A 12,262-nucleotide genomic window follows, 5' to 3' on the forward strand; every position below is an offset into this window, starting at 1 on the left:
GATAAAACCCATATACGTAAGGAGAGAAGAATGATTAATGCATTAACCATTGCAGGGACTGACCCTTCCGGCGGTGCGGGGATTCATGCGGATCTTAAGACGTTTTCGGCGCTTGGAGCGTATGGAATGTCGGTGATTACCGCGCAAGTTGCGCAAAATACGCAAGGGGTACAGGCGGTTTTACCTACGCCACTCGATTTTCTGGAAAAACAGTTCTTTTCAGTGATTGATGATGTGCGCGTCGATAGTGTCAAGGTTGGGGCGCTCGTGAATCCTGAGATTGTAGCGCTTGTAGCAAAATTATTGCGTGATCATCCACAACTGTTTGTGGTGCTTGATACGGTGATGATTGCAAAAGGTGGGCATCCCCTTTTAGTACAAGAAGCGGTGGATACCATTCGCGATGAAATGTTGCCTCTTTCAAGCATTATTACGCCCAATTTACCGGAAGCGGCGGCGCTTTTAGAAACGCGCGAGGCGCAAAATTATGAAGAGATGGTCGAGCAGGGACAAGCGCTCCTTAAACTTGGGCCAAAATCGGTCTTGATGAAGGGCGGGCATTTAGCGTGTGATGAGAGTCCTGATGTGCTCGTCACTGCCGATGAGGTCATCCGTTTTGATGCAAAACGTGTGAAAACGAAAAATTGCCATGGGACGGGGTGCACTTTATCGGCAGCAATCGCAGCGCTCTATCCTGAGCATGGCTTAGTCGAAGCAGTCCGTTTAGCAAAAGAATATATTACCGGCGCGCTTGAGCATGCCGATCGTTTAGAGGTGGGGAAAGGCATTGGTCCGACGCATCATTTCTATCGCTGGTGGTAGGTTTATCCACATCACGATTTTCATCGCTTTTATGGTCACTTTTGTGTAAAGAAGTGTTTAGGTATGAAAATCATTGATGAAAGCGTTCTTGTATCTGAATTGTCTTAATTGTTAGATGTAAGATTAATCAATTCAATTGATTAAATAGGAATACCGCACGATATTATATCGATTTTGATGGTTAAATTAGCCCTGAAGGAGGCCTAAATCTCCTTACAGGGTTTTTTCATGGGCAATAGTTTCCCGAAAAAATAAAAGTTGGATATAATAATAGAGAATCGTTATCGTTTAACGCAAATGACTTGCCCCTTAGCGCTTTATCTAGGGTTGGAGTGGCAGGTTTAATTCAGATTGATATCGAATCATTGCAAATTTCATAGAGTAGGTTCAATAGAGGGCAGGTTAGGAGATTGAGATGAGTGATTTAAAAAACAAGTTAACGGCAATGCAATATCACGTCACACAAGAAAATGGCACTGAGCCACCGTTTCAAAATGAGTATCATGACCATTTTGAAGAGGGGCTTTATGTGGATATTGTCTCCGGTAAACCGCTCTTTCTCTCCCATGATAAATTTGACGCAGGCTGTGGTTGGCCCGCGTTTGCAAAGCCTGTGGAAGACTCGCAAATCACCGAGCATGATGATCTTTCCTATGGGTATCATCGTACCGAAGTGCGAAGTGATGATTCTGATTCGCATTTAGGTCACGTTTTTAATGATGGGCCGGAGGCGCTTGGCGGATTGCGTTACTGCATCAATTCCGCAGCGCTTCGCTTTATTGCCAAAGCCGATCTTGAGCGCGAAGGGTATGGCGAATATCTGGAGTATTTTAAATAAGTTAAACGATTGTGTAGTTGGCTATTGATTGATTTAATAAGTAATATAACGACATTTTATCACCCTATATTGTGACAATTGGTTAATCGATTGATACTATTGGCAAAGGGTAAAGTGTTTAGTTAAGGAGACAATATGGATATTGGTGAAATGCGCGTAGCAGCGTGTGATGCGTCACAATTTTTAAAAAGTATGAGCAATGAAGACCGTTTAATGCTTCTTTGCTATTTGAGCCAAGGGGAATACTCTGTCAGTGAGCTCGAAGAAAAAACTGGCATCATGCAACCGACGCTTTCCCAACAGCTTGGCGTTTTGCGCAATGAAGATTTAGTGGATACCCGTCGCGATGGAAAACGTATTTTCTACTCCATCAAAAGTCCGAAAGTACTGACGTTACTGCAATGTATGTATGAGCTTTTCTGCCAGCCCGAGTTGGGCGAAAAAGATGCGGACGATAACGCGACTCAAGAGAAATAATTGAGATTCAAACGATCAATTATCAAAGGTCAAATAGAGCGCCGACTCCCGTTGTTTATCTGTCATTTTGTGTGATTAAGAGAGTAAACCATGATTCGTGATAGTTATTTAAAGCTTAGACCGCTTGAGCGGGAAGATTTACGATTTGTTCATCAGCTCGATAATAATGCGATGATTATGCGTTATTGGTTTGAAGAGCCATATGAGTCGTTTTTAGAGCTATCCGATCTATATCATAAACACATTCACGACAAGAGTGAGCGCCGTTTTGTGCTTGAAAAAGTGCTGGGCGAGAGTAAGGTTGGACTCGTTGAATTGATGGAGATCGATTACGCGCACCGCCGGGCAGAATTTCAGATTATTATCGCGCCAAATCATCAGGGACATGGGTATGCTTCAATTGCCACGATGCTCGCGATGGATTATGCATTTTCAGCGCTCAATCTCTACAAGCTCTATCTTGTTGTCGATGAGGCGAATGAAAAAGCAAAACATATCTACTCAAAACTTGGATTTGAGGTGGAGGGCGTACTAAAACATGAATTCTTCAGCGATGGGGAATATCGTAACGCGATCCGCATGTGCATTTTTCAGCATCAATTTTTTGAACAATATAAGAAGATCCGCGAAGAAGCTCACCATGAGATTGAAGATGAAGATCTCATCTTAAATAACGAAATTGAGTATTAAGTTTAATGGCTGTTGTGACACAAATTGATGCAGTAAACATGATGTATTAAAAAAACCTCTTAGGCGTGAATAACACTTAAGAGGTTTTTCATTTCTATCACTTTTATTTAAACGGGAAACGTTTATTGGTTTTTCTCGTTAAAGAGTTTAAGTGAGTTCATAATTTCAGCTTCAGCCGCTGCTTTATCGCTAAAACCATCAAGTTTTACCCACTTGCCTTTTTCAAGTCCTTTGTAGTTTGCGAAATAGAATTCGATCTGATCTACAAGAAGTTTTGGCAGGTCATCAAACGATTGGATGTTGTTATACATAGGGCAAAGCTTGCTGATTGGCACTGCCACAAGTTTCGCATCGCCGCCTGATTCGTCAGTCATGTTTAAAACGCCAAGTGGGCGACAACGAACGACTGAACCGTGAATTAATGGGAATGGGGTGATCACTAATACATCAAGCGGGTCGCCATCATCACATAATGTTTGTGGAATGTAGCCGTAGTTGGCGGGATAACGCATGTTGGTGCCGACAAAACGGTCAACCCAGATTAGGTCTGTATCGTGATCGACTTCATATTTAACAGGATCAGACTCAGCAGGGATCTCAATGATGCAGTTGAAATCTTGGGTAATTTTATCTAAATCATTCGCTGCAGGAACGTTGTTAAAACTCATATCTTTATAAAACCTCATATGGTTGAATGAATTTGGTTGCTCAATTTGAGACTTTTAATTATACCTGCTAAAAATTAAAAACACATTTAATCTATAAAAACTGTACAATTGCTAGCATAAATCCCCAAGCGATCGCTCTTTAGTGGTATAAATAGGAGCTTGGCTCCGTAAATCGATTAAATGAATGTTATGACAGCTGAAATAAACCCAATTATCCCGCTCGAACGTCTTCAAAACGCCGATAAAATCCTCTTTATTGTGCATCTCGCCATCGGTGATTACACCTATCTACAAAATTGCTTTAAGGCATTTCACGAGGCCTATCCACACATTAAGATTGATCTCTTTATTGATGATCGTCGCCGTACCTCCGATGAGACCAAATGGGAGGCATTAAAAAATTATTCTCTCTACGACTGGATCAAAGCAACACCGTTTTACAATACGGTCTATTGCGAAAATTATCGTCCCGATCTTTATGAAGCGGCGATTAATTTAGCACGCACGGAGCAGTATGATGCGGTGGTCTCTCTTGCGACATTATCCCCCTCTCATTATGCAGCGCTTGCGCGAAAAATTGCTGGCGATAGAGGATTTGCTTGTGCGATGGATTTTGAGCCGGGACTTTTCCAGCTAAGTGCGAAAAAGATTCGTAAATCGCTCGATGCGTGCATTGAGGTAAAACCGGCTGAACGCGGCCCTGAACATCACGTGAGCGATGAATATGGTCACTGGTTTAAGCAGATCGGCAATATTGAGCTCACAAAAAAAGAGAAATATCCCTTTATTGAGATTCCCGAGACGTGGAAAACCTGGGCCAGTGATGAGATGATTCGTTTGGATGCTGTGCAAAAACGGCGCGTCTTTATCAACTCATTTGCGAAAAATAAAAAACGTTGCTGGCCAATGACCCATGTGATCGAATTGACCCAAAAAATGAATGAGATGCCGGAGTGGCGCGATACGCTCTTTGTGGTGAACTCGGTTCCCGAGGCCTTTGCGGCGACAAAAGCGGAGCTCGATGCGGCCAATATTCAAAATGTCCATCTCTTTAGCGCGACGGAGAACTTTTTCCAATTGCCGGCGATGCTTGGCGTGATGGATCTTATTATTTCGGTTGAAACGGCGGTTATGCATCTTGCGAACGCGGTGAAAGTACCGGTGATTGCGCTAATGCGTCTTAAAACGCCGGAGTGGGTGCCGATCGATCTTAAAAATAGTATCGTCATTTTTAATGAAAAACGACGCCATCATGTGGCGGACATTGAACCCGATCGGGTGATTAAAGCGCTGCCAAATCTCGATGATTTGAAACTCGCCATGCAAGAGGCGGGCGAGCAGAAAAATAGAGAGGTCGAGGCGTAATATATGACTCATTCCCCCGCGATTTTACTGCTTCCAGGGACGCTGGTGATGACCGAGCGAATCGCTCATTTTATTAAAGATCGAGCGCTAGTTATTGCAGTGGATGGGGGGATTGAACATGCTAAAACGCTCAATATGACTCCCGATCTTTGGATTGGGGATTTTGATTCCTCAAGCCATGATGATCAAACCTTTTATCACTCGATTCCGCACATTGTGCATCCGCGAGAAAAGTCGGAAGTTGATACTGAACTTGCCATAAGCGAAGCGATTCGGCGCGGATTTAACTCCATTATTATGCTCGGCGGTATGGGCGGGCGGCTCGATCATCAAATGGCGCTCTTAATGCTGCCGCTCCAATATTCAGCCACGCATTTTATCTATTCTGACGGCATTCAATTTCTAGAAACGCTTACCGATTCTTCCCATACTTTTCCTGCTCAAAAAGGTGATCTCATCAGTATTTTGCCACTGCAAGATTTAACGGGCGTTACGCTTACAGGCACAAAATGGCCTCTACAAGATGCGGATTTAAATGCCGGATTTGGGCTCTCCATCAGTAATGAAGCAGAAGAAACGGCAATTAAGGCATCGTGCCAAGCAGGGCGCGGTTGGCTTTATCATGCGCCGCCACCTAAAACCGTTGCATAGGCTGAAATTGGCCAGCAAAATACGTTATAATTTAAAGATAGATTAAATAATTGTTAATTTAGTAAATAGAATCAAATATTAGAAGGAATCTCGATCATGTGGACGATCTATTACAACGGTGATTGCTCAAAATCGCGTGCGGCGCGTGAGTTTTTAATTTCAAATGGGATTGAATTTACAACGGTCAATTATCTCGAAGGAACGCTCACGGCAGACGATATTCAAGCGCTCTATACCTTAATTGGGGGCGATCTTGATGCGATGGTGCGCATGGGTGAAGATGAATTTAAAGTGATTGAAGGCTCATGGCATTCGCTTTCGGCGCCGGAGAAATTTATCTTTATTGCGGAAAATCCGCGCGTTTTACAGCGTCCGATCGTGTCTAATGGTAAAAAGGCCGTAATTGCGCGCCCAACGGCGGATTTGATCGCAGCATTAATTGATTAGTTTTGGGCCGGTTAAGGCAGAAAGCACGTTAATAGAGAAGAAAAACAGAAGGAAGGCTATGAAAGGTTTAATCTCAATCGGAGCAATTTTTTCACTCCTTGCCGTTATTTTAGGGGCGTTTGGCGCGCACGCGTTAGCGCCACATTTAGGGGCGAAACTGCCAGTGTGGCATACCGGCGTTCAATATCAGATGTTTCATGGGATTGCGATCATTTTAACGGGCATGTTGATGGTCTTTTTATCGAATCGTCGCCTGCTGAAAATGGCGGGGATCGCCTTTATTCTAGGGACGCTCTGTTTTTCGGGAAGCCTCTATACGATCGGTCTAATTCAAGTTAAAAACGTAGGTTACATTACCCCCATAGGTGGTCTACTCTTTATTATTGGTTGGGGATTATTTTTGTCAGCTGTGCTCACGTCTAAAGTGGACATTTTGAGTCATAAGTAAAGGAGATGTAATGAGTATCAATTCAATTTTAGCTGTATCACCTCTTGATGGGCGATATGCGAACCGTACAAAAGCGTTAGCCCTCGAGGTGAGCGAGTATGGTTTAATCAAATTCCGCGTATTTGTTGAGATCAAATGGCTCATCAAACTCGCTGAAGAGCCCCATTTCAAAGAGATTCCTAACTTTAGTGATGATGCAAAAGCATTCTTAATCGATCTTGCGAAAAACTTTTCACCAAATGATGCGATGGAAGTTAAAGAGATCGAGCGCGAAACAAACCACGACGTGAAAGCGGTTGAATACTGGATCAAAAATCGCGTTAAAGCGCACGGTAATGATGAGTTAACGGCATCATCAGAATTTGTTCACTTTACCTGTACCTCAGAAGACATTAACAACCTTTCATACGGCTTAATGTTTAAAGAAACGATCAATGAAATCGTGCTTCCTGAGCTTGAAGAAGTGATCGATTCACTTAAAAAAATGGCGCACGACAATGCCTCTGTCCCAATGCTTTCACGCACACACGGACAAGCTGCAACGCCAACCACATTAGGTAAAGAGATCGCCAACGTAATCTATCGCCTTCGCCGTCAAATGAAGCAGCTCGCAGCGCAAGAATACCTAGGTAAAATCAACGGTGCGGTGGGTAACTATAACGCGCACAAAGTGGTCTATCCTGATTTTAATTGGGAAGGCTTTGCTCAAGACTTTATCGAAAACGATTTAGGCTTAACTTTTAACCCATACTCAACGCAGATCGAATGCCACGACTATATCGCAGAATTTTGTGACATTATGGCGCGCATCAACACCATCTACATCGACTGGGCGCGTGACGCATGGAACTACATTAGCCATCATTTCTTCACCCAAAAAATGATCGCCGATGAAGTGGGATCATCTACAATGCCTCACAAAGTTAACCCGATCGACTTTGAAAACGCAGAAGGAAACTTAGGCGTTGCCAATGCACTTTTCAATCACTTTGCGGAAAAACTTCCTATTTCACGTATGCAACGTGACTTAAGTGACTCAACGGTGCTACGTAGCTTAGGCTCAGCATTTGGCTATTCACTCATTGGTTATAAGAGCTTACTCCGCGGTCACTCAAAACTTGAAGTGAACGAAGAAGCGCTTATGGCAGACTTAAACGCAAACGTCGAAGTATTGGGTGAAGCAGTTCAAACGGTCATGCGCCGTGACGGAATCGATCGTCCATACGAGCGTCTCAAAAAATTCACGCGTGGTAAACGCATCACCAAACCACAATTAGATGAATTTATCGATTCACTCGAACTCTCTGCCGATGCGAAAAAAGAACTCAAAGCGTTAACGCCTGGCACATACACCGGTTTAGCTGAGAAGCTCGCAAAAGCGATCGACTAAGCGCGTTTGATGTAATGCATTAGTATGTAATTATTGAATTGATACAAAAAGCTCCAACGGATCATGATCGAGTTGGAGCTTTTTTGTATTGTCTGATGGATTAATGTTTTAATATTTACTTAAATTTAAGCACGATTAAAATCCCAAATTTGGAAGGTAAATTCATGGGCATGGCGCTCATCTTTCTGATGATGCTCTTCAAAGGTGAGGGTTGCCCCGGTTAGATCAATTTCGGGCATCTGCGTATCGCCCTCAATCACCGCATCAACGCGCGTTAAGTAGAGGCGATCCATATAGGGAAGCGCCTGCTTATAGAGATTCGCGCCGCCCATAATCATCACCTCGTCATCATTTTTTGCATATTCAAGGGCTTCCTCAATCGAGGAGACCCAGATCGTGCCGGGAATCTCACGTTTTTCATTGCGAGAGAGCACAATATTGGTGCGTTTGGGAAGCGGTTTGCCGATCGAGTCGAAGGTTTTACGCCCCATAATGACGGTTTTGCCGGTAGTGTGCGCTTTAAAAAACTTAAGATCATCGGGAAGATGCCAAGGAAGTGCATTATTATCCCCAATGGTGCGATTTTCAGACATGGCTAAAATTAAAGAGACGATCGGTTTTGACATAAAGTTTGACTCGCAAGTAGTAAAGAAGAGGCCGAAGTGTAGTAAGATAAAGGTTCGCGCTTTAAATATCAAGCGAGAGCCCTTATACTAATCACTCCTCCCATTTTCGGAATTTCAGTACGATTTATTATGTCAGAACACACAAATAAACCCAAAGGTAATGCTATCTATATTTTACCTAATTTAATTACCACAGCAGCGCTTTTATCAGGCTTCTCGGCGATTTTATTAGCGCTGGATGGATACTATATTAAAGCGTCGATGCTGGTCTTTATCGCTATGATTTTCGATGGAATGGATGGACGCGTTGCACGCTGGACAAATACCTCAAGTGCCTTTGGCGAGCAGTATGATTCGCTCTCGGACTTGATCTCCTTTGGCGTTGCGCCGGCGATTATTATCTATGAATGGTCGCTTAAAGGGTTAATGAATGATGCGACAATTAAGATTGTGGCGAATTTTTCCTGGTTTGCGGTCTATCTCTATCTTGCCTGTGCGGCGTTACGTTTAGCGCGCTTTAATGTGCAGATTGGGAGCGTTGATAAACGTTTCTTTGTCGGGATGCCAAGTCCAACGGCGGCAGCGATCGTGGTGGGCCTTGTATGGTTTTCTATGGCGGTGGGATTAACCGGCGAACAGATGGAATATGTAGCGCTTATTTTAACGGTATATACGGCGCTGATGATGGTTTCTAATGTGAAGTTTTACAGCTTTAAAACCATCAATATGAATAAACAGGTGAAGTTTTTTGCACTGATCCCCGTTGTCGTCTATAGCGGATTTTTATTGGCATCTCCAGCAAAAACACTCTTTTTAACTATGTTGATTTATGGATTTTCAGGCCCTGTTTATATGGGGTGCCGTTGTTATCGTCGTGCGCAATTAAAGCGTCGTAATCGGTCATAATGCCTGATTATTTAGCTGAGCAGAGCGAGATGGATGAGATGGATGAGATTGAGATGACACCTTACGATCCGTTAGAGCAATATCGTTATCTTAATGCGATGGGGATACCGCTTTGGTATGGCCGTGAAGAAGCTGAAACGCTTGCGGTGGAATATCGTGAGATGCGTCAAAGTGCCAAGCAATTGCAAGATCCCTATGGTCAGTATGGTGAGCATGGTCAGCTTGGTGAATCGCAGGGTTCGTCATATAGTCCGAGTGAATCAAGAGGCGCACCGCAAAGTGTACGCGCAATTATGGCCTCTTTGGGAAATAATGAGCCAGCAGTGGAGCCGTCGGCGTTATCGTCGCAATCTCAGTCTAACGCGCAGCCTCAATATTCTATTGCGGAGCAGATGAAAGTAGAGATTGGTAAGGCGCATGTACTCTCTAATCAAGTGATCGAGGAGGGAGATGATTCGGTGGTAACGGTCTCATTAGAGGCGTTGATCGATCCGCCTAAACGGTTTATTCTGCCACCAAAAGAGAACTTATCGGATCTTGAACAAGCAATTCATGATTGCACCGCGTGTGAGCTTCATTTAACGCGCCCACAACCGGTGGTGGGTTTTGGCAGTGGCGAGGGCGGAGTTTTTATCATTACCGATGCGCCCCTTCGAAGTGAAGCGGTGGCGGGGGAAGTGATTATTAAGCAGGATCGTGCATTTTTTGCCAAGCTGTTTTCAGCCATTGATCTGCCACTTGAATCGCTCTATATCACGCCCTTTGTAAAATGCATGCCTGCGCAACTGTCGCCGGTAAGTGAGGGCGAAAAAGAGCGCTGCCAAACGCATCTAATTGCAGAGCTTGAAACAATTAATCCGCAAGTGATTGTGCTCGTTGGGCGCGATGTTGCGCGGAATTTACTCTCTAAAGAGATTCCCTATGATCAGCTCGCCTCACGCCCTCAAGCACTTGAATTAGGCGGTAAGCAGTATCCAACATATTTACTTTCAAGACCTGAACTTATTTCGCAAAATATTCGTCTAAAAGCGGCGAGTTGGCGACAATTAAAACGCATTAAAGGAGCACTCGCATGATGGACTCAAGTGATGCAGCGAGAGAATCAAACAAAGAGGAGCTGCTCTTTGAAAGTGACGATGGTGCACTTCAAGTGTTTGCTATTAATAAAGATGATCTCGATCAAATTTATCGCATTGAGCAGGCGGCGCATGTAGTGCCGTGGGATCAGAAAACATTTGATGCTGCGATGCATTTTCAAGGGGCGAAAGTTGTCTTGAAAAGTCATACAGAGGGAATCGTGGGGTTTGCGCTCTTATCGCAGATTGCCGATGAATTACACCTGCTTAATATTGCAGTAGACCCCGTTTTTCAGGGGCGTGGCTATGGTGGCTTTTTGCTCGATTATCTCTTACAAAGCGCAAAAAATGCGCCGATCTCGATGATGATCTTAGAGGTGCGAAAATCCAATATTCCAGCGATAAAACTCTATGAAAAACGTGGCTTTAATGAGATAGGTTTACGGAAAAATTATTATCCGACGGAAACAGAAAAGCGGGAAGATGCAATCGTGATGGCGTACACTTTTTATGATACGATGACTCAATTATTTTAATTACATTATATAAATTGACGACAGATGACCTCATCCGCTGCCGAAAAATGCAGGGGTGATTTTAATGGAGCAAATACAAGCGTGAAAGAACTTGATTTAACAGGCTTAAATTGTCCAATGCCGATCTTGAAAACCAAACAAGCACTGCGTGATATGGCGGAGGGCGAGCGCATTAAAGTTCTCGCAACCGATGCTCATGCCGAGATCGATTTCAAAGCGTATTTGAGTCGTACAACTTCCACACTTGTAGAGCTGTCTGAAGTAAATGGAATCTACACTTTTATTATTGAAAAATAAGTATGAAGCCGACTCTTTTTTTCTTATTGCCAGGATTTAGCGGAATTTTAGATGCTGACTGGAAGCCGTTGCTGGAAAATTACAGTTCGAACTCATCACTCGATAAGATTATTAGTCGTTCATCGAAAACGGTTAAGCCATTCAATGAAACGATTCCATTTGCATCATTTCAAGCGACGTTAACGGAGCTTTTTAGCATCTCTGATCAGGTGCCGTGGGCATGGTATGGAATTCGTGGGATTGGGTTTCGCTCTAAAACCACTGATTGGTTTAAATTAAGCCTGCTTAATCGGCATAATCGGATTAACTTTAACCCTAAAATTGTCCACGAAATCGCTGGTGCGTTTGCGGCTGAGTTCTCCTTTGCGGAAGATTCCATCATTACCAAAGAGGGGGACTGGTATCTCTCACTTGGGGATTATGCGGACGTTTCGTCAACGGTTCCTTGGTTGATTCAAGATCGTAGTTTACGGACAATTGGCCTATCAGGCAGTGATGCGCCGTTATGGCAATTGCGTTTTAAAGAAGCGCGCAATTGGCTCCAAAATTTACCGCTCAATCAGCACCAAAAAGAACCGATTCAATACATTTGGCCTTGGGGAAATCGCGGCACGATCCCGCTCGTAAAAGATTATCACTACACGGCAATCTTTGCGCAAAACCCGATCTATCGCGGACTTGCGGAGCATTTAGGGTTGGCCTATTTTGATCTGGACGTTGGGCTTGCCGATATCGATCAGATGATTGAAAATCATAAACATATCTGCATTATTGATGATACGCTCCTGCACGAGCTCTCCTATGAGCGTTTTTCGCTGTGGGAAGCGGCCCGTGAGCGCCTAATTGCGAAATATCTTGAACCAGTGATGCGGGCAGTTGAAAATAAAACCGTAGGGCGCCTCATTATTGATGATGGATTAGGATGCCGATACCAATATGAGCGGAGATTTAATTTTAGATTTAGCCTGCGCCGTCCTAAAGTCAGCTATCATTTTACTCATCGTTAATATTTTGACTTCTATTTT

16 protein-coding genes are annotated in these 12,262 nt (G+C 43.7%); 14 read left to right on the top strand and 2 right to left on the bottom strand.

Translation table 11 applies throughout. From position 1 onward, the window contains the following. Positions 1–30 precede the first annotated feature (30 nt). The 4 genes from thiD to speG all read left to right on the top strand — a co-directional run bounded on the left by thiD (position 31) and on the right by speG (position 2,827). The gene (gene thiD / locus OXI21_RS07485) at positions 31–822 is read left to right on the top strand and encodes a bifunctional hydroxymethylpyrimidine kinase/phosphomethylpyrimidine kinase (RefSeq protein WP_279618939.1); all 792 of its coding nucleotides are present in this window, start codon (positions 31–33) and stop codon (positions 820–822) included. Positions 823–1,237: 415 nt separating this feature from the next. Continuing rightward, complete coding sequence (msrB, locus tag OXI21_RS07490; protein ID WP_279618940.1) at positions 1,238–1,660, top strand: peptide-methionine (R)-S-oxide reductase MsrB; 423 nt, start codon at positions 1,238–1,240, stop codon at positions 1,658–1,660. A gap of 135 nt (positions 1,661–1,795) precedes the next feature. Next, positions 1,796–2,137, top strand: a complete 342-nt coding sequence (locus tag OXI21_RS07495; protein WP_279618941.1) for a metalloregulator ArsR/SmtB family transcription factor — start codon at positions 1,796–1,798, stop codon at positions 2,135–2,137. Positions 2,138–2,227: 90 nt separating this feature from the next. Further along, positions 2,228–2,827: a spermidine N1-acetyltransferase gene (gene speG / locus OXI21_RS07500; protein WP_279618942.1), complete on the top strand. Its 600-nt coding sequence runs from the start codon at positions 2,228–2,230 to the stop codon at positions 2,825–2,827. A 122-nt stretch (positions 2,828–2,949) separates the two neighbouring features. Here the strand turns inward: speG and ppa are convergent, their stop codons facing one another. Beyond that, positions 2,950–3,495: an inorganic diphosphatase gene (ppa, locus tag OXI21_RS07505; RefSeq protein WP_279618943.1), complete on the bottom strand. Its 546-nt coding sequence runs from the start codon at positions 3,493–3,495 to the stop codon at positions 2,950–2,952. Between the two features lie 189 nt (positions 3,496–3,684). Between ppa and OXI21_RS07510 the strand changes: the two genes are divergently transcribed. From OXI21_RS07510 to purB, 5 genes are all read left to right on the top strand, one after another. Beyond that, a complete protein-coding gene (locus tag OXI21_RS07510; protein ID WP_279618944.1) occupies positions 3,685–4,860 on the top strand; it encodes a glycosyltransferase family 9 protein in 1,176 nt (391 codons plus the stop codon). A 3-nt stretch (positions 4,861–4,863) separates the two neighbouring features. Continuing rightward, complete coding sequence (locus OXI21_RS07515) at positions 4,864–5,511, top strand: thiamine diphosphokinase (protein ID WP_279618945.1); 648 nt, start codon at positions 4,864–4,866, stop codon at positions 5,509–5,511. Positions 5,512–5,607: 96 nt separating this feature from the next. Next, entirely contained in the window at positions 5,608–5,958 is a 351-nt protein-coding gene (locus tag OXI21_RS07520) for an ArsC/Spx/MgsR family protein (protein WP_279618946.1), read from the top strand. Between the two features lie 58 nt (positions 5,959–6,016). Continuing rightward, positions 6,017–6,406 (top strand): DUF423 domain-containing protein, encoded by a 390-nt coding sequence (locus OXI21_RS07525; protein WP_279618947.1) that lies wholly within the window; start codon positions 6,017–6,019, stop codon positions 6,404–6,406. A 10-nt stretch (positions 6,407–6,416) separates the two neighbouring features. Beyond that, on the top strand, positions 6,417–7,796 hold the full coding sequence (purB, locus tag OXI21_RS07530) for an adenylosuccinate lyase (RefSeq protein ID WP_279618948.1): 1,380 nt from the start codon (positions 6,417–6,419) through the stop codon (positions 7,794–7,796). 125 nt (positions 7,797–7,921) lie between these two features. Here the strand turns inward: purB and folA are convergent, their stop codons facing one another. Beyond that, positions 7,922–8,422, bottom strand: coding sequence for a type 3 dihydrofolate reductase (gene folA / locus OXI21_RS07535; protein WP_279618949.1), 501 nt, complete (start codon positions 8,420–8,422; stop codon positions 7,922–7,924). A 129-nt stretch (positions 8,423–8,551) separates the two neighbouring features. On the opposite strand from folA, the gene pssA reads away from it, so the two are divergent. From pssA to OXI21_RS07560, 5 genes are all read left to right on the top strand, one after another. Beyond that, positions 8,552–9,328: a CDP-diacylglycerol--serine O-phosphatidyltransferase gene (gene pssA / locus OXI21_RS07540; protein ID WP_279618950.1), complete on the top strand. Its 777-nt coding sequence runs from the start codon at positions 8,552–8,554 to the stop codon at positions 9,326–9,328. Next, the gene (locus tag OXI21_RS07545; protein WP_279618951.1) at positions 9,328–10,404 is read left to right on the top strand and encodes a uracil-DNA glycosylase; all 1,077 of its coding nucleotides are present in this window, start codon (positions 9,328–9,330) and stop codon (positions 10,402–10,404) included. The genes pssA and OXI21_RS07545 overlap by 1 nt, the downstream gene beginning before the upstream one ends. Further along, on the top strand, positions 10,401–10,940 hold the full coding sequence (rimI, locus tag OXI21_RS07550) for a ribosomal protein S18-alanine N-acetyltransferase (RefSeq protein ID WP_279618952.1): 540 nt from the start codon (positions 10,401–10,403) through the stop codon (positions 10,938–10,940). The genes OXI21_RS07545 and rimI overlap by 4 nt, the downstream gene beginning before the upstream one ends. An 81-nt stretch (positions 10,941–11,021) precedes the next feature. Continuing rightward, positions 11,022–11,237, top strand: a complete 216-nt coding sequence (locus tag OXI21_RS07555) for a sulfurtransferase TusA family protein (protein ID WP_279618953.1) — start codon at positions 11,022–11,024, stop codon at positions 11,235–11,237. A 2-nt stretch (positions 11,238–11,239) separates the two neighbouring features. Beyond that, the gene (locus tag OXI21_RS07560; RefSeq protein WP_279618954.1) at positions 11,240–12,244 is read left to right on the top strand and encodes a hypothetical protein; all 1,005 of its coding nucleotides are present in this window, start codon (positions 11,240–11,242) and stop codon (positions 12,242–12,244) included. Positions 12,245–12,262: the final 18 nt, after the last annotated feature.

The organism is Ignatzschineria sp. RMDPL8A (assembly GCF_029815055.1).
GTDB lineage: Bacteria > Pseudomonadota > Gammaproteobacteria > Cardiobacteriales > Wohlfahrtiimonadaceae > CALZBJ01.